Raw genomic sequence first — 17,544 nt, 5'->3', positions numbered from 1 at the left:
GATGAACAGATGCTGACAGCAGCGGTCGCCTTGGGCGAAAACGCCATAGCTGCGGCGCGGCGGCGTCAGTCTTCCGTGGCGCGTACCGACTTGGGCGACAGCCGCAGGCTACGCAAGCTGCGTTTGACGCTTTTCAGGTGGTTGACCAGGCTTGGCCCGCGCGCCATTGCCACACCCATGGCGAGCACGTCGATCACCACCAGGTGGGCGATGCGCGAGGTCAGCGGGGTGTAAATTTCGGTGTCTTCCTGCACGTCGATCGCCAGGTTGACGGTGGCCAGGTCCGCCAGCGGCGTCTGGCTCGGGCACAGGGTGATCAGCGTGGCACCGGTCTCGCGCACCAGGTTGGCAGTGATCAGCAAATCCTTGGAGCGGCCGGACTGGGAAATGCAGATCGCCACATCGGTGGGTTTCAGGGTGACCGCCGACATCGCCTGCATGTGCGGGTCGGAATAGGCCGCGGCTGTCAGCAGCAAGCGGAAGAACTTGTGCTGGGCGTCCGCCGCCACCGCGCCAGATGCACCGAAACCATAGAACTCCACCCGCTGCGCCTGGGCACAGGCGGCAATCGCCTGCTGCAACGCCTGGGGGTCGAGGTGTTCGCGGACCTCAATCAGCGTGTGCAGGGTGGTGTCGAAGATCTTCAGGCTGAAATCAGCGACCGAGTCGTTCTCGTGGATCGCGAACTGGCCGAAGCTGGCGCCAGCGGCCAGGCTCTGTGCCAGCTTGAGCTTCAAATCCTGGAAACCGGTGCAGCCAATGGCGCGGCAGAAACGCACGATGGTCGGTTCGCTGATACCCACGTTGTGCGCCAGCTCGGCCATGGAGCTGTGCATCACCGACGCGGGATCGAGCAGCACGTGCTCGGCCACCTTGAGTTCCGACTTGCGTAACAAATGACGCGATTGGGCAATGTGCTGCAACAGGTTCACGGGCTGGCTCGGCTTCAGTGGCGGTTCATTCGGGCGCCGCATCCGGGTTGAGACTCGGTTTGATCGGTACGCACCGGGTGTAGTGGCCTTGTAGTTATACTACATGCCCCCCGCTCCCGCACGGTTAAACCGAGTCGGAGTCGATTGTTCGGCTCTCCGGTTCGCCAGGGCTGACGGGATTATTACGCAAGCCGCCCACCTACCCAGCCGGCAGCAATGGCCCGAAACAGGCGCAAAGTCTGCTCAACCAGCAGGGTCGGGCGTGGTTTGAGTGACGCGCCCGGCCGGCATGTGGCGGAAGTACAGCACTACCACGGCCAGCACCAGCACACCGAGCAGGCCGGCGACGAGAAACAGCCCGGCATAGCCGAGTGCTTTGGCCAGCACGCCGCTCAGCGCGCCGACCAGCCCGCCCAATAGCAGCTGAGCAGATGCCTGCAGGGTGAAATCGGCGCCTTCATGCTCCGCCCGGCACTGGCGCATCATCGCGGCGAACAGCGCGACCGTGGACATGCCATCGGCGAATTGTTCGAACAGTGCGAGCAGGTAAACCAGTTCGCGGTTGGCGCCGGCATTGACCAGCAATGCCATGGCGGCAATGCCCAGCGCCTGCAACGCGCCGAACAGCAGTAACGCACGCAGCACCCCAAGCCGCGCGTAAAGCAGCCCGCCCAGCAAGGCTCCGGCAATCCCGGCGAAGGTGCTGATCAACGTCAGCAGGCCCAGATCAGCCGGGCTCCAGCCCTGGTCGACCAGCATCGGCTTGATCATCGGCGAGCCCAGCGCATCGCCGAGCTTGAAGCTCAGCACCACCGCCAGCCACAGCAGCATGCCGGGTTGCGTCAGCAGGCCACGGTAATGGCGCAGCAGCAAACCGGGGCCAGCGGGCTCGCCCTGCGCCGGCTGATAAGGCAGACGCTGCGCTTCGGGAAAACGCAGGATCGGAATCAGCGTCAGCAGCAACAACAGCACCAGCAGGCCGATGGAAAGGCTCCAGCCGACCGCGCCGATAACCAGCAATAGCCCGCTGCCGCTGACCAGCATGCCGACCTTGTAGCCGCCCACCTGCAGGCTGTTGCCCAGGCCGCGCCAGCGCTCCGGCAGCAGGCGCACGGTGAGCCCATCGGTGGCGACGTCCTGGGTCGCGGCCGCGAGGTTGATCAACAGAAGCATGCCCAGCAGCACCGGCAACTGGCTGCCGAACAAGGTTGCCGGCGCCAGTAGCGCAAGCCCGGCGACCAGCACAGTGATGCCGGCCTGCAGCGGCACGATCCAGCCGCGATGGTGGCCCATGCGCCGGGATGCCAGGCGGTCCACCCAGGGCGCCCACAGCACCTTGAGCAGCCAGGGCAATGCCAGCAGCTTCAGCAAACCGATCATTGCCAGGTCGACCCCGTGCTGGCGCAGCAGCACCGGCAGCGAATGGGCGATCAGCCCCGAGGGCAGGCCCTGCGCGCAATACAACGATGCCAGCAGCACCAGCGTGGCCGGCGCCGGACGAGGGACGGATGCGAGAGGCGGAGTCTGCACGGGAGGCTCTTGTCGATTGATGGGGCAAGGGAAGACGGCGCGACGATAACGGAAGCATCGGATCTGCCACAAGATCGCGCCGGCCCTGACCGAGCCGTCAGCACCTGCCGCTGCAAGCCGGCACTATCCTCTTGCGGAGCTTGTGCGTTGCTGGGCTTAGCGCCCCGCCGCCGCAGCCTGATCGTGCAGCAGCACGGCAAACGCCGCCGCCGGCACCGGCGGGCTGATCAGGTAACCCTGCACTTCATCGCAATGCTGGGCCTTGAGAAAATCCAGCTGCTCCTGGGTTTCCACGCCTTCGGCCACTACTTTCAGTTCCAGGCTATGGGCCATGGCGATGATCGCCCGGGTGATCGCCGCATCCTCGCCCTTGATCGACAGGTCGCGGATAAAGCTCTGGTCGATTTTCACGTAGTCGACCGGGAAACGCTTGAGGTAGCTGAGCGAGGAATAGCCGGTGCCGAAGTCGTCGATCGCCAGCTGCACGCCCAGGTCGCGCAGTTGCTGGAAGGTGCTGATGACGTTCTCGACGTTGTCCAGCAGCTGGCTTTCGGTCAGCTCCAGCTCAAGGAATTGCGGCGCCAGCTGGGTTTCCAGCAGCACCTGACGAACCAGGCTGACCAGATTGCCCTGACGCAGCTGATGCACCGACAGGTTCACCGACACGCGGATGTGCGCCAGGCCCTGCTGCTGCCATTCGTAGGCCTGCTGGCAGGCCTGACGCAGCACGATTTCGCCAATCGCGGCGATCAGCCCGGTTTCTTCGGCCAGGCCGATGAAGTCGTTCGGCGGCACCAGGCCCAGTTCGGGGTGGCGCCAGCGCACCAGCGCCTCGGCGCCGTTCAGGCTGTCGTCGGCCAGGCTGAGTTTTGGCTGATAGAACACTTCCAGTTGATTGCTCTCGATGGCCTTGCGCAGTTGGGTTTCCAGCTGCAGCCGCTCCAGGGTGCAGGCCTGCAGGTTGTCGGTGAAGAACTGGAAGGTATTACCGCCCAGGTGCTTGGCATGCTGCATGGCCATGTTGGCCTGGCTGACCAGGGCAGACACTTCGCGCGCGTTGTCTGGCAGCAGGCTGATGCCCAGGGAGGCGCTGACCACCAGCTCCTGGCCGCCGACGGTCATCGGCATGCGCAGCTTGGTCAGCAGACGGCTGGCCATGCGCGCCAGGCTGGAGAGGCTGCCGTAGGAGTCGAGCAGGATGGCGAACTCATCGCCGGAAAGCCGCGCGATGGTGTCGGCCTCGGATATCGTCTGGGTCAGGCGCCGGCTCATCTGCCGCAGCAGCTGGTCGGCGACCTCGTGACCCAGGCTGTCGTTGAGCAGCTTGAAGCGATCCAGGTCGATGTGCAGCAGGGCGATGCTGCGGCCACTCTGCCGGGCGCGCTGGCTCGCCTCGTGCAGCCGCTCCTTGAACAGCGTGCGGTTGGCCAGCCCGGTCAATTCGTCGTAGTGCGACAAATAGCGCAGGCGCTCTTCGGCTTCGCGCCGCGATGACAGATCGGCGAAGAAGCCGACGATATGGCTGACATTGCCCCGCGAATCGCGCACCACGTTGAGTTGCAGCCACTGCGGGTACAACTCGCCGTTCTTGCGCGTTTCGATCAGCTCGCCGCGCCAGCTGCCTGTGCTTTCCAGCTCCATGCGAATCAGGTGGTACTGGCGGCGCGTGTCGCGGCTGCCAATCAGGCTGAGGACGCTCTTGCCCAACACCTCCTCCTGGCGGTAACCGGTGACCTGGCTGAACGCCTGATTGACGGACAGCAGCCGGTAGTCCGGGTCAAGGATGACAATGCCTTCGCTGGCGGCCTCGAACACCGTGGCTGCCAGTTGCTGCTGCTGTTCCTGCTGCTTGCGCGCGCTGATGTTGCGCCGGGTGCCGAGCATGCGCACTACCCGCCCCTGGGCATCGCGTTCCACGGCCCGGCCGCGGTCTTCGATCCATACCCAGTGGCCGCTGGCGTGCTTGATCCGGTACTCGACCTGATAGCCGTCGCTGCGACCCTTCATGTGTTCGATCAGCGCCCGGCGCAACACCGACAGGTCGTCAGGGTGCAGACGCGGCTTGAGGTCGCGCAGCATCGCCTGCACGGCTTCCGGCTCCACCCCGAAAATCTCCTTGAGCTGGGAGTGGTGCACCTCGTCGCTTTGCAGGTTCCAGTCCCACAGGCCCAGCTCGCTGGCTTCGATGGCCAGGCTCAGGCGCGTCTGACTCTTGCTCAGCGCGTGGGTGGCCTCGTCGAGCTCCAGGGTGCGTTCGGCCACACGCATTTCCAGCTCGTCATGGGCGGCGCGCAATTCCCGCTCGGCGCGCCGCCGGTGCTCGACCTCATGGGCCAGCTCGCTATTGAGCGCTTCGGCGTGCTGCTTGGCGTGCTCCAGGTTGCTGATCAGCGACTGGTTCTGGAAACGCTGCAGCAGCCCGCGCTGCACCAGCCGGTTGACCTGCCAGGCCACCACCATCAGCGCCACCAGCAGGATCGCGCTGATCAAGCCCCAGCCGCGCTGCAGGCTGTGATGGCTGAGCAGCAAATAGATCGCCGACGGCAGCAGGCACGGCAGGGCGAAGGTCAGAAAGGCGGTCAGACTGACCGCATAGGCCACGCTGGCGGAGAGAATGGCCGCGGCAATCAGCCCATAGACCAGCGCCTGCTGATAGAACACATCCTCCGGCACCAGGGCGATGGCAGCGAATGCGAGAGTCAGGCCGGATGCGGCGGCGCCAACCAGAAAGCTCAGGCGCCAGTGGCGGTCAGCCTGCCGGCTCGGCCCGGCGCGGTTGAAAGCGGCGACCTGGACCAAACGCAACACCGCCAACGCCACCAGGCACAGCAACCAGCCGGACAGCAACACGCTGCTCTGCGGCTGCCACAGCAGGTACGCACAGGCGAGGCCATTGAGCAGCATGAACAAGGTGGGAAGACGCGAGCCTTGATACAGCAGGCGCGTGCGCTCGGCGGCAATGTCGGCGGCGAACTGCTGGGCGGTCTGTCGGGCGTCGCCTGAACGAGTGGCGCGCGCAGCGAGGGTACGGGTCAGGGTCATAGGCGCTTGTTTTCTTGTAATGGTTTGCCTAGGCGTGACCTGAGCATACCCGAGCTAGACGTACCGCCATAGCCAGTTATAGGCGGATTCACGGAACGAATGACAACGCCCAGCGGCTTGTACGCTACCCCCAGGGCCATGATCCGCCGGTCGTCCGGCAAGCCCGACGCAGAGCCCATGGTTTGCCCTCGCTGGCCCCTCCCCCTAGAATGCCGCGATGCAAAATGACCTCGATCAGCGACTCGCCTCTCTCAATCCAGCCCAGCACCACGCGGTTACCACGCCGCCCGGTCATCAACTGGTGCTGGCCGGTGCCGGCTCCGGCAAGACCCGCGTGCTGGTGCACCGCATCGCCTTTCTGATCCAGCGCCTGGACGTCTCGCCCCACAGCATCCTGTCGGTGACCTTCACCAACAAGGCCGCCGCCGAGATGCGCCACCGCATCGAAGACGTGCTCGGGCAAAGCCCGGCCGGCATGTGGGTGGGCACCTTCCATGGGCTGGCCCACCGCCTGCTGCGGGCGCACTGGCGCGAGGCCAACCTGGCCGAGAACTTCCAGATTCTCGACTCCGACGACCAGCAGCGCCTGGTCAAGCGGGTGATTCGCGAGCTGGGCCTGGATGAGCAGCGCTGGCCGGCCAAGCAGGCGCAGTGGTTCATCAATGGTCAGAAGGACGAAGGCGTGCGCCCGGCCGGCATCCAGGCCAGCGGCGATCTGTTCCTGGCGACCATGCGCAGCATCTACGAAGCCTACGAGGCCGCCTGTGCGCGTGCCGGGGTCATCGATTTCGCCGAGCTGCTGCTGCGCGCCCTTGACCTGTGGCGCAACAATGCCGGCCTGCTGGAGCACTACCAGCGCCGCTTCCGGCATATCCTGGTCGACGAATTCCAGGACACCAACGCCGTGCAGTACGCCTGGCTGCGCTTCCTCGCCAAGGGCGGCGAAAGCCTCATGGTGGTGGGCGATGACGACCAGTCGATCTACGGCTGGCGTGGCGCGAAGATCGAGAACATCCAGCAGTTCGACAGCGATTTCGCCGATGCCGAGATCATCCGCCTGGAGCAGAACTATCGCTCCACCGCGAACATCCTCAATGCCGCCAACGCGCTGATCGCCAACAACCAGGGGCGCCTGGGCAAAGAACTGCGCACCGATGTCGGCGATGGCGAGCTGATCAGCCTGTACGCCGCCTTCAACGAGCACGACGAAGCCCGCTACGTGGTGGAAACCATCGAGGACGCGCTGCGCAAGGACGGCCTCAAGCGCAGCGAAATCGCCATTCTGTACCGCTCCAACGCCCAGTCACGGGTGCTGGAAGAAGCGCTGCTGCGCGAGAAGATTCCCTATCGGATTTACGGCGGCCAGCGCTTCTTCGAGCGCGCCGAGATCAAGAACGCCATGGCTTACCTGCGCCTGATCCACCAGCGCGGCAACGACGCGGCGCTGGAGCGGGTGATCAACGTGCCGGCGCGCGGCATCGGCGAGAAGACGGTGGAAACCCTGCGCCAGTTCGCCCGGGCCAACGATCTGTCGATGTGGGCGGCGCTGCACGAAGCGGTCGGCACCAAGGTCGTCAGCGGGCGTGCCGCCAGTGCGCTGAATGCCTTCGTCGAGCTGGTCGACACGCTGGCCCTGAAGGTCGAAGGCATGCAGCTGCACAACATGGCGCAGCTGGTCATCGAACAATCCGGCCTGCTCGCCTATCACCGTGACGAGAAGGGCGAGAAAGCCCAGGCACGGGTGGAAAACCTTGAGGAATTGGTGTCCGCCGCACGCGCGTTCGACTCCTATGAAGGCGCGGACGGTGACGAAGAGCAGACGCCACTGGCCGCGTTCCTCGGCCACGCTTCGCTGGAAGCCGGCGACACCCAGGCTGCCGAGAATGAAGACAGCATCCAGCTGATGACCCTGCACAGCGCCAAGGGCCTGGAATTCCCGAGGGTGTTCCTAGTGGGCATGGAAGAAGGCCTGTTTCCCCACAAGATGAGCCTGGAAGAACCCGGCCGCCTGGAAGAGGAACGCCGCCTGGCTTACGTCGGCATCACCCGGGCCATGCATAACCTGGTGATCAGCTACGCGGAAACGCGCCGCCTGTATGGCAACGAGACCTACAACAAGGTGTCGCGTTTCGTGCGCGAGGTGCCACCCCATCTACTCCAGGAAGTGCGCCTGTCGAACAGCGTCAGCCGGCCGTTCACCAGCAGCTCGATGAGCGGCAGCAGTCTGTTCGCCGGCAGCGCCGTGCCAGACACCGGCTTCAACCTCGGCCAGCGCGTCCGCCACTCGTTGTTCGGCGAAGGCACCATCCTCAATTTCGAGGGCTCCGGCGCCCAGGCGCGGGTGCAAGTGAATTTCGAGGACGAAGGCAGCAAGTGGCTGATGCTCGGCTATGCCAAGCTGGAAGCGCTTTAACGTTACTTAAACGCTATGTTCTTGTTAGGTGTTGCATTCAGGCACCGGCGAGGGCTTACGTCACACTCGTAGGGTGCGCCGTGCGCACCAGGAACCCGCGCTACCGCTGGTGCGCGCGGCGCACCCTACCTAGTACGGCCTCTGCAAGCTGTGGCGCTTTTCCCGAGTAGCGGCTTGCACCCGCCCTACGCCGTTACGCTTCATATTCGAATAATTAAGGAGCCTCCATGATTCGCCGCCAGATGCTGCTCGCTACCGCCCTGTTTGCCACCCTTGGGCTGGCCGGCTGCAAGGATGAAAAAGCCAGTACCGAGCAAGCCGCTGCACCTGCGCAGAGCTTCCACTGGAAAATGGTTACTGCCTGGCCCAAGAATTATCCGGGCCTGGGCACTGCCGCCGAACGCCTGGCCGAGCGGGTCAAGACCATGAGCAACGGTCGCCTGACCATCAAGGTGTATGCCGGCGGCGAACTGGTACCGCCACTGGAAGTCTTCGACGCGGTCTCGCGCGGCACCGCCGAAGTGGGCCATGGCGCCGCTTATTACTGGAAGGGCAAGGTACCCGCTGCGCAGTTCTTCACCGCCGTGCCGTTCGGCCTGTCGACCTCGGAAATGAACGCCTGGCTGAGCAAGGGCGGCGGTCAGGCCCTGTGGGACGAAGCCTACGCGCCCCATGGCGTGAAGCCGATGGTGGTCGGCAATACCGGCATGCAGATGGGCGGCTGGTACAACAAGGAAATCAACTCGCTGGATGACCTCAAAGGCCTGAAGATCCGCATGCCGGGCCTGGGCGGCGAAGCGCTCAGCCGCCTCGGCGCGACCACCGTCAACCTGCCCGGCGGCGAAGTATTCACCGCGCTGCAGAGCAACGCCATCGACGCCACCGACTGGGTCAGCCCATACAACGACCTGGCCTTCGGCCTGCACAAGGCCGCCAAGTTCTACTACTACCCGGGCTGGCAGGAACCTCAGGCGGTGCTGGAACTGCTGATCAACCAGAAAGCCCTCGACAGCCTGCCGGCCGACCTGCAGGCGATCCTCAGCGAAGCGGCGCGCGCCGCCAGCCAGGACATGATGGACGACTACGTCTACCACAACGCCATGGCGCTGGACCAACTCAAGCAACAGGGCACGCTGCTCAAGCGCTTCCCCGACGAAGTGCTTGACGCCATGCAGCGGGAAACCTCGGTGGTGCTCGGCGAGCTGGCAGCGCAGAACGAACTGAACGGGCGCATCTGGGCGTCGATGCAGGCGTTTCAGGCCCAAGTCAGCCTGATGCACCAGATTTCCGAAAAGGAGCTGTACAACTGGCGCTAGGCGCTGGCTGACGTGCGTAAACGTGAGCGACTGCGCCAAGCAACGGAACCTACGGGTTCCGTTGCTTTATCCGCTGCACGGGTTGCGATATGCCCCGTAGCGATTCAAGGGCGAATCTTCGCCATCACCTCGGCCAGCCGCCGTTCCTCCGCGCGCTCGGACTGCGCCAGCCCCTGCTGCACGCCAGAGAAATCGGCGGCGTCCTTGTTCTGGCTGAGCTTGAGTTTGCCCTCGATCCGGCTGATCGGAATGGCGAACCCGACGATCGCGCGCAGCATGCTGTCGATGTACTCGGCAGGCGCATCGCCGACCGCCCAGGGCTGGGCGCGACCACGCTCGTGCTGCTCGCTCAGCCGGCTGACCAATGCCAGCAGGCGCTGCGGCTCGTCAAACACCTCGGCCTGGCCATAGACGTGTACCGACTGATAATTCCAGGTCGGCACCACCTTGCCATGCGTCGCCTTGCTCGGGTAGAAGCCTGGGCTGACGTAACCGTCGGCGCCCTGAAAAATCGACAACGCCTCATTGCCCGCCGCCAGCGCGCGCCACTGCGGGTTGGCGCGGGCGAAATGCCCGTAAAGCGTGCCGAACTCGCCCTCTTCGCGCACCAGCAGCAATGGCAGGTGGCTCGCCTGCAAGCCCTGCTCGCCGTGGCTGACGACTGTCGCCAGACCAACCTGCTCGATCAGCCCGTGCAATACGCCGAGATCGTCTTCGGCGAAAGTTTTTGGAATGTACATGCCCCACCCCGGTCAGATGATGCATGCAGCATGCTGCACAGGAGCCGGCAAAAGCAAAAGCCCGAAACACTCTGTCGCTGGCCTTCATACGCGACGGCGGGCAAGATGCCGCGCATAGTTCTATTCACTACGCGTCGTTCCACCCACTAAGAGACAGCCGACAATGCAGCGTTTTCTCAGTATCGCCATGGCCATGTGCCTGGCCATGACCTTCAGTTTCGATGCCGAAGCCAAGCGTTTCGGTGGTGGCAAATCCTTTGGCTCGGCACCGAGCCACCAGTCGCGCCAGGCCCAGCCGCAGTCGCAGCAGGCCACCCCGGCCGCCGGTCGTCAGCCCGCCGCCGCCAGTGGTGCATCGCGTTGGTTGGGCCCGTTAGCCGGCCTGGCCGCAGGTGGCCTGCTTGCCTCGATGTTCATGGGTGACGGCTTCGAAGGCTTGCAGATCATGGACATGCTGATCTTCGGTCTGATCGCGTTCCTGCTGTTCCGCTTCCTGGCCGCACGCCGCAAGCAGGCTGGCCCGGTAACGGCCAACGGTGCGCCGATGCAGCGTGAAATGCCCGCAGCGGGTGCTGGCATCTTCGGCGGCAGCGCTGCCGCGATCAAGCCGGTGATCAACGCTCCGGCCTGGTTCAACGAGAAGAGCTTCGTCGCCGCCGGCCGCGAACACTTCCTCAGCCTGCAGCAGCACTGGGACGCCGACGAGATGGACAAGATCGCCGAATTCGTCACCCCGCAACTGCTCGAGTTCCTCAAGCGTGAGCGGGCTGATCTGGGCGACGGCTTCCAGTCCACTTACATCGATAACCTGGACGTGCAGCTGGATGGCGTCGACGACCTCAGCGACAAGACCGTCGCGACGCTAACCTTCACCGGCCTGGCCAAGACCTCGCGCTTCGATCAGGGCGAATCCTTCAGCGAAAGCTGGCGCCTCGAGCGTGCAAGCGGCGACAACCAGCCCTGGCTGGTCGCCGGTATCCGCCAGAACGGCTGATAGCAGCAAGGCTTCAACGAAAACCCGGACCTGGTCCGGGTTTTTTGTTTTATCGCGGCTGCTCTTGTGAGCCTTTCACGAGAAGGGTAAAAGGCAGCCCATGGCGACGCTCTGCTGGATATGCGCAGGGCCGTCGTACCGAATTGATCGTGGAGGCCGCACCGTGGAAGAAGTCATCGAACAACTGCGTGAACTGAACGAGCCGGTGCCGGTGCCGCTGGAGCTGCCGGAAGAAGAGCTGCTGGTAGAGATCGAGGAACAGATTCTGATCAACCTGCCGTTCGAATTGCGCGAGTTCCTGCTCAAGGTCAGCGATGTGGTGTACGGGCGCCTGGAGCCGGTCACCGTCACCGACCCGCAATCCCATACCTACCTGCCGGAAGTCGCGTCGGTGGCCTGGTCGCTCGGCGTGTCGCGCGAGCTGGTGCCGATCTGCGAAGACCACGGCAATTACTACTGCGTCGAGCTCGACGGCACAGTGGTGCTGTGGGACGGCGACACCTGTGAACTCAGCGAAGACGAAAGCTGGGATTCGGTGTGGCATTGGGCCCGCGACGTCTGGCTGGAAAGCTGATCGCCGGGCATCGCGCCTAACGCGACGCCGCCTGCTCCAGGTCCAGCAGGTTGAGCAGGAACTGGCCGAAGAAGCTCAGGTCCTGCTCCATGGCCGCCCGCGCCGCCTTGCCGTCGCCCGCACGCAGCGCCTTGAAAGCGTCTTCGTGAAAGTCGTTCAAGCGCAGCGACAAATCGGCTTCGGTAAACAGCCGATTGAAGAACGGCCCCACCTGCAACCAGAGCGACTCGATCATGCGCAGCAGAATAGGGTTGGCGCATGCGCGATAAAGGGTCAGGTGGAACAGGCTGTTATCGATCAGGTACGCCTGTACGTCGCGTAACTCCAGGGCCTGCTCCATGCGCTCGATACAGCTTTGCAACTGGTCGATTTCAGCGCTGCTGATGCGGGTCGCGGCCAGCTCGACGGCCAGGCCCTCGAGACTCAGGCGCACCTGAAAAATATGCTGGAAACGCTCGCGAGTCATCGCCGGCACTCGCACCGAACGTTGCTGCTCACCTTCCAGCGCGCCCTCGGTAACCAGGCGTTGCAAGGCGCCCCGTACCGGCATCGAACTGGTGCCCCAGGCAGCTGCCAGGTCACGGATTTTCAGGCGTTCGCCCGGCCGGTAACGACCGGCAAGCAGGTCGCCACGAAGGCGCTGGTACAGCAGTTCCTGCAGGTTATCCGCCATCTGATCCTGACCCTACCTCGCCGACGTCGTCGGTACGCCACGCTGAACGAACCTGTGCTGCGGTGCAGTCTGCAGAGACTGAGGCTGCGCCGCAAGCATCGGATGGTCGCATTAATCGTGATCACAAATTTTGTGGGATATGCCGATTATTGGCTTTAACGCATAGCTATTGACTTATCTGTGATCACAAAACCATGATTTGGCAAAATCATCAGGTGTGCACTCATGACTGCCAGCGGTATTGCCAATTCGGCCATTGCTGTTTTCACCGCCCAGGAGCGGCAACGCTTCATTGCGCGCAACCCGAAGTCCGTCGCCCTGGCCGAACGTGCACGCAATTCGCTGTACGGCGGCGTGCCGATGCACTGGATGGCCGACTGGTCGACGCCGGTGCCGCTGTTCGTCGAGCGGGCCAAGGGCGCGCGCTTCTATGACGTCGACGGCCACGAATACATCGACTTCTGCCTGGGCGACACCGGCACCATGTTCGGCCACTCGCCGGACCCGATCGCCAAGGCCATCGCCGAACAGGGCAACAACGGCCTGACCACCATGCTGCCAGGCGAAGACGCAGTGGTCTGCGGCGAGCTGCTGGCCGCGCGCTTCGGCCTGCCGTTCTGGCAGGTTACCGCCACCGCCACGGACTCGAACCGCTATGTGCTGCGCTGGGCCCGCGCGATTACCGAACGCAAGACCCTGCTGGTGTTCGACGGCTGCTACCACGGCACCGTCGACGACGTGATGGTGCGCTGCATCGACGGCGAAACCGTGCCGCGTTCCGGCCTGGTCGGCCAGGCCTACGACCTGACCCAGTACAGCCGCTCGATCCCGTTCAACGATGTCGCCGCGCTGGAAGCTGCGCTGGCCCAGGGCGACGTTTGCGCCCTGCTGTGCGAGCCGGCGATGACCAATATCGGCATGGTCCTGCCCGAGCCTGGCTTTATGCAGAAATGCCGCGAGCTGACCCGCAAATACGGCGCGCTGCTGATCATTGACGAAACCCACACCATCTCCACCGATATGGGTGGCTGCACCCAGTTGTGGAACCTCGAGCCGGACTTCTTCGTGGTCGGCAAGCCGATTGCCGGCGGCGTGCCGTGCGGCATCTTCGGTTGCAGCGCGGCGATGGCCGAGGCCATGACCGCCTCACGCAAGAAGGCCAGTGAGGGCAGCCATGGCCACGGTCACAGCGGCATGGGCACCACCCTGTCGGCCAACGCCCTGGCTATGCACTGCATGCGGGCCAACCTGGAACAGGTGATGACCGAAGCCGCCTACGCACACATGCTGCCGCTGGCCAAGCGCCTGGCTGATGGCTTCCGCAGCCTGATCGGCAAGCACGATCTCAAATGGTCGGTGACCGAGCTGGGCGCACGCAGCGAATTCCAGTTCTGCCCGGTCTCGCCGAAAACCGGCGCCGAGGCCGAGGCGGCGTTCCACGACGAGCTGCAGATGGCCCTGCACCTGTACCTGATCAACCGCGGCATCCTGATTACCCCGTTCCACAACATGACCCTGTGCTGCCCGAGCACCACGGCGGACGATGTGGACAAGCTGATCAGCATGCTCGACCAGGCCCTCACCGAGCTACTGGCCATCCCCGGCGCCCGCGAATAAGGCCTGCTATTTCGTAGGGTGGATCGGGGCGCGTAGCCGACGCTCCTCTCATTCACCAATAGGCCACGCCGGCAACAGACCAATCCCCGGTGGATGGATAAAGCGCCATCCACCCTACGCCCCGGTGCACACCGTGCCCATCAGGTGAGAGACCACCATGAAATTCGCCAATCCCCAGGAAGCCCGTGACTTCCTCGCCGCCCACCCGGAGGTGCGCAGCATCGAGCTGATACTGATCGACGCCAACGGCATCCCGCGCGGCAAGCTGCTGCACCGCGACGAGCTGCTGGCCATCTACGAGAACGGCCGGCCGCTGCCCAGCTCAATCCTGGCGCTGACCATCCAGGGCGAAGACGTCGAAGAAAGCGGCCTGGTCTGGGAAGTGGCCGATGCCGACTGCTGGACCTACCCGCTGCCCGGCAGCCTGACCCTGCAACCCTGGCGCTCCACGCCGACCGGCCAGTTGCAGGTAAGCATGCACCCAATCCAGGGCATGCCGGCCGCGCCGGCCGATCCGCGGCATGTACTGGTACGTGCCATCGACCGGCTCAAGGCCGACAGCTACCACCCGGTGATGGCGGTGGAGCTGGAGTTCTACCTGCTGGATAAACAGCGCGACGCCAATGGCCGCCCGCAACCGGCGCTGCAGATGAACGGCGTGCGCCCGCAAGCGCCGCAGGTGTATGGCGTGTATGAGCTGGAGCAGCTGCAGCCGTTCCTCGACGACCTCTACGCCGCCTGCGACGTGCAGGGCCTACCCGTGCGCACGGCGATTTCCGAGTACGCCCCGGGCCAGGTCGAGTTGACCCTCGAGCACCGCTTCGACGCGCTGCAGGCCATCGACGAAGGCGTGCGCTACAAGCGCCTGGTCAAGGGCGTGGCGAACAAGCACGGGCTGCAGGCCTGCTTTATGGCCAAGCCGTTTGGCGACCAGGCCGGCAGCGGCCTGCATATGCACGTAAGTTTGGCGGATAAAGACGGCAACAACCTGATGGCCAGCGAAGACCCTTATGGCACGCCGCTGCTCAAGCATGCCATCGGCGGGATGATGGCCACACTCAACGACGCCCTGGCAATCTTCTGCCCCAACGCCAACTCGTTCCGCCGCTTCCAGGCCAACAGCTACGCGCCGCTGGCCAAGAGCTGGGGAGTGAACAACCGCACCGTGTCGTTCCGCGTACCGGGCGGCCCGGCCAACAGCCGGCATGTCGAGCACCGCATCTGCGGCGCTGACGCCAACCCGTACCTGGCGGCGGCGGCGATCCTCTCCGGCATCCATCACGGGATCAAAAATCAGATCGATCCGGGCGAAGAAATCATCGGCAACGGCTACGAGCAAGCCCGTGAAACCTTGCCCACCGATTGGCTGACCGCCCTGCGCGCGCTGGAAAGCTCCAGCTGGGCCAAAGAGGCGCTGGGCGAGGAGTTCCTCAAGGTGTTCCTGGCGATCAAATGGAACGAGTTCCGCCAGTTCATGGGCGAAGTCGGCGAGCAGGACTGGCGCTGGTACCTGACCCACGCCTGACTGCTGCCGCGATCGTCTGCATCAGGGCTCAACGCTGGTGCTGACTTTGTAATAACGCCCGGCGACGCTGATACCTGCCCCACCGTACTCCTGGCATTCCGCCTCGATAACTTCCAGGACGCTGATATCGAGGCCTTCGTGCAACAGCTCGACCGCGCAGTGCGGGGCGAGGCCTGCATCCTGCAGCACCCGGTGCGCACCCTGCCCTTGCAGGCGGCCTTCAAGCTCGCCGATCGCCGCCGGGCCGTACGTCTCGATCTGAGCGCCAGCGCGCAGTGGCGAAAACTGTGCCTGCAAACCCCCATCGGCCGCCTTGCGAATCTCTAGCATGCTCCACACCGCCTGGCCGCCATAGCGCAGGTAGCGACCCTCGAGCGAGCCACCGAGCGCCTGATAATCGACTGCCTCGGCGACCTTAGCCAGATGGTGCCGCGTCGCGGCTCCGTTCATATACTCACTCAGCGCCAGGCTCAGCCATGCCCTGGCCATGCCGCTGTCACCTGCCTTGAGATTGGCCAGTATCAGATTGTTCAGGGCAAGCTCCAGACCCGCACCATCCGCGCGCCGTAGCTGGCGTTCGAACAGCTCGATGGCCTGCGGGTAGCGTCCCGCCTTATAAGCTGCGGTACCCGCCTGATTGCAGCTGGTGGCGCTCTCGCACTGCTGATCGGCGCTAAGAACCGAGGCGCCGGGAGCCAGCAGCAGACAGGCGAGAAGGGCAAAACGAAAGGACATGGCGAGCACCTGGCGAAGAGAAAGAGCGTTAGCTTAACCACGCGCCGTGATGCTGCAACAGGATCGCATCGAGGTTTCGTCTATCATGGGGCCGCCGACCTGCTGGCTTCGGCCACGCCAACTCACCCACCTCCTCGAGTGCACTATGGTCCCCGGAAACGCCCAACTGTCGATGACCGTCCTGATGACCCCGGACATGGCCAATTTCTCCGGCAACGTGCACGGCGGCACGCTGCTCAAGTACCTCGACGAGGTCGCCTATGCCTGCGCCAGCCGCTATGCCGGAAGTTACGTGGTGACCCTGTCGGTGGACCAGGTGGTGTTTCTCAAGCCCATCTACGTCGGCGAGCTGGTGACCTTCCTCGCCTCCGTCAACTATTGCGGCCGCACGTCCATGGAAATCGGCATCAAAGTGGTGACCGAGAACATCCGCGAGCGCTCGGTGCGGCATACCAACAGCTGCTTCTTCACCATGGTGGCGGTCGACGAAAAGGGCCAGCCAGCGCCTGTTCCGGCCCTGCAACCCAGCACTCCGGACGAGCAGCGGCGCCAGCGCCAAGCGCTGCAACGCCGGGAGATTCGCCGCGAACTGCAGCAGCGCTATGAAGCCCTGAGTCAGGCTGGCGAGTAGGCCCATGGCAGCCTCGCTGGCAACGCCAGGCGTTGAATCGATTCAGGAGTTGCGATGATCGACCTGTTTGATGTGCTGCTGGTGATGCTGTTCGCTTGCGCCGCGATGTGGCTGTGGCACGGCCACGGCATTCGCGAACGCGCCTTGCTGGTGGTGAAACAGCATTGCGCCAAACTCGACGTCGAGTTGCTCGATGGCAACGTCGCATTGCGCAAGATCGGCCTGCTGGCGGACGCACGCGGCAACAAGCGTCTGGCGCGGGTCTACAGTTTCGAATTCACCGTGACCGGCGAACAGCGTCACACCGGCAGCATCGTCATGTTCGGCCGCCATCCGGGCCGCATCGAACTGGCGCCCCATCCGTTCCGCGAGCCGGCTCAGGAAAGCGCGCAGATCATCGAACTGGAGCGTTGGCGCAGCCGGCCGGAAGGTCAGCCTCCGGGCGACTAGCCTGGCGCCCGCGAGCTGGCGGCGCGCTCAAGCTCGGTACCAATCTGTCGCCACTGCGCCGCGCAGGCGTAAGTCATCGGCCGCCGCAGCAACCTGCACAGCCACCGATGCCCGCGCCCCCGCTGCTGATTGCGCCGGCAACCGGCCACCAGCCAGCGCGGCTCGAAGCCGGCCCACACGCCCGCCGTCGCCCAGTGATTGAGCCAGACCACTGGCGCCACTTCGTAGAAAAAGATCGCCTCTAGCTCAGCGTCGCTGAGCCTGCTGTCACGGAGGACCGCGGCGATCCGGCGCAGACCTGCCGCGTCCGGCTCGGTGTCGAGCCACAGCTCGGACAACGCCAGCCAGATATCCTCGCGCGTCGTCGGCATC

At 64.3% G+C, this 17,544-nt stretch carries 15 protein-coding genes; 8 read left to right on the top strand and 7 right to left on the bottom strand.

The window, feature by feature from the left end; all coding sequences use genetic code 11:
- Nucleotides 1-65: 65 nt before the first annotated feature.
- The 3 genes from hexR to ACX0MV_RS01255 all read right to left on the bottom strand — a co-directional run bounded on the left by hexR (nucleotide 66) and on the right by ACX0MV_RS01255 (nucleotide 5,504).
- Nucleotides 66-932, bottom strand: a complete 867-nt coding sequence (gene hexR, locus ACX0MV_RS01265) for a transcriptional regulator HexR (RefSeq protein ID WP_458980679.1) — start codon at nucleotides 930-932, stop codon at nucleotides 66-68.
- A 243-nt stretch (nucleotides 933-1,175) separates the two neighbouring features.
- Nucleotides 1,176-2,462 carry an MFS transporter gene (locus ACX0MV_RS01260; RefSeq protein WP_458980678.1) on the bottom strand — a complete coding sequence of 429 codons (1,287 nt, stop codon included), beginning with the start codon at nucleotides 2,460-2,462 and terminating at the stop codon, nucleotides 1,176-1,178.
- A gap of 156 nt (nucleotides 2,463-2,618) precedes the next feature.
- Nucleotides 2,619-5,504 (bottom strand): EAL domain-containing protein, encoded by a 2,886-nt coding sequence (locus ACX0MV_RS01255; RefSeq protein WP_458980677.1) that lies wholly within the window; start codon nucleotides 5,502-5,504, stop codon nucleotides 2,619-2,621.
- A gap of 217 nt (nucleotides 5,505-5,721) precedes the next feature.
- Here ACX0MV_RS01255 and uvrD point away from each other — a divergent pair, with 217 nt between their 5' ends.
- Both uvrD and ACX0MV_RS01245 read left to right on the top strand, forming a co-directional pair.
- Nucleotides 5,722-7,917, top strand: coding sequence for a DNA helicase II (uvrD, locus tag ACX0MV_RS01250; protein WP_458980676.1), 2,196 nt, complete (start codon nucleotides 5,722-5,724; stop codon nucleotides 7,915-7,917).
- 227 nt (nucleotides 7,918-8,144) lie between these two features.
- Nucleotides 8,145-9,233: a TRAP transporter substrate-binding protein gene (locus ACX0MV_RS01245; protein WP_458980675.1), complete on the top strand. Its 1,089-nt coding sequence runs from the start codon at nucleotides 8,145-8,147 to the stop codon at nucleotides 9,231-9,233.
- A 104-nt stretch (nucleotides 9,234-9,337) separates the two neighbouring features.
- Here the strand turns inward: ACX0MV_RS01245 and ACX0MV_RS01240 are convergent, their stop codons facing one another.
- On the bottom strand, nucleotides 9,338-9,973 hold the full coding sequence (locus tag ACX0MV_RS01240; RefSeq protein WP_458980674.1) for an FMN-binding negative transcriptional regulator: 636 nt from the start codon (nucleotides 9,971-9,973) through the stop codon (nucleotides 9,338-9,340).
- A 163-nt stretch (nucleotides 9,974-10,136) separates the two neighbouring features.
- On the opposite strand from ACX0MV_RS01240, the gene ACX0MV_RS01235 reads away from it, so the two are divergent.
- The gene (locus ACX0MV_RS01235) at nucleotides 10,137-10,967 is read left to right on the top strand and encodes a Tim44 domain-containing protein (RefSeq protein WP_458980673.1); all 831 of its coding nucleotides are present in this window, start codon (nucleotides 10,137-10,139) and stop codon (nucleotides 10,965-10,967) included.
- Between the two features lie 163 nt (nucleotides 10,968-11,130).
- Nucleotides 11,131-11,541, top strand: coding sequence for an SMI1/KNR4 family protein (locus ACX0MV_RS01230; RefSeq protein ID WP_458980672.1), 411 nt, complete (start codon nucleotides 11,131-11,133; stop codon nucleotides 11,539-11,541).
- A 16-nt stretch (nucleotides 11,542-11,557) separates the two neighbouring features.
- Here the strand turns inward: ACX0MV_RS01230 and ACX0MV_RS01225 are convergent, their stop codons facing one another.
- Entirely contained in the window at nucleotides 11,558-12,214 is a 657-nt protein-coding gene (locus ACX0MV_RS01225) for a GntR family transcriptional regulator (protein WP_458980671.1), read from the bottom strand.
- A 225-nt stretch (nucleotides 12,215-12,439) separates the two neighbouring features.
- On the opposite strand from ACX0MV_RS01225, the gene ACX0MV_RS01220 reads away from it, so the two are divergent.
- The gene (locus tag ACX0MV_RS01220) at nucleotides 12,440-13,831 is read left to right on the top strand and encodes an aspartate aminotransferase family protein (protein WP_458980670.1); all 1,392 of its coding nucleotides are present in this window, start codon (nucleotides 12,440-12,442) and stop codon (nucleotides 13,829-13,831) included.
- 157 nt (nucleotides 13,832-13,988) lie between these two features.
- Nucleotides 13,989-15,356, top strand: a complete 1,368-nt coding sequence (locus ACX0MV_RS01215; protein ID WP_458980669.1) for a glutamine synthetase family protein — start codon at nucleotides 13,989-13,991, stop codon at nucleotides 15,354-15,356.
- A 21-nt stretch (nucleotides 15,357-15,377) separates the two neighbouring features.
- Here the strand turns inward: ACX0MV_RS01215 and ACX0MV_RS01210 are convergent, their stop codons facing one another.
- Nucleotides 15,378-16,091 (bottom strand): tetratricopeptide repeat protein, encoded by a 714-nt coding sequence (locus ACX0MV_RS01210; RefSeq protein ID WP_458980668.1) that lies wholly within the window; start codon nucleotides 16,089-16,091, stop codon nucleotides 15,378-15,380.
- Nucleotides 16,092-16,236: 145 nt separating this feature from the next.
- Here ACX0MV_RS01210 and ACX0MV_RS01205 point away from each other — a divergent pair, with 145 nt between their 5' ends.
- Together ACX0MV_RS01205 and ACX0MV_RS01200 are read left to right on the top strand one after the other, a co-directional pair.
- Nucleotides 16,237-16,722, top strand: a complete 486-nt coding sequence (locus ACX0MV_RS01205) for an acyl-CoA thioesterase (protein WP_458980667.1) — start codon at nucleotides 16,237-16,239, stop codon at nucleotides 16,720-16,722.
- A gap of 54 nt (nucleotides 16,723-16,776) precedes the next feature.
- Entirely contained in the window at nucleotides 16,777-17,172 is a 396-nt protein-coding gene (locus ACX0MV_RS01200) for a DUF3301 domain-containing protein (RefSeq protein WP_458980666.1), read from the top strand.
- Here ACX0MV_RS01200 and ACX0MV_RS01195 read toward each other — a convergent pair.
- Nucleotides 17,169-17,543 carry a DUF7079 family protein gene (locus ACX0MV_RS01195; protein ID WP_458980665.1) on the bottom strand — a complete coding sequence of 125 codons (375 nt, stop codon included), beginning with the start codon at nucleotides 17,541-17,543 and terminating at the stop codon, nucleotides 17,169-17,171. The two genes, ACX0MV_RS01200 and ACX0MV_RS01195, sit on opposite strands and share 4 nt — an antisense overlap.
- Between the last annotated feature and the right edge of the window lies 1 nt (nucleotide 17,544).

The organism is Pseudomonas cistanchae (assembly GCF_054483635.1).
Note: the sequence above shows the minus strand (reverse complement) of the source record. Positions and strands in the feature narration are given on the sequence as shown.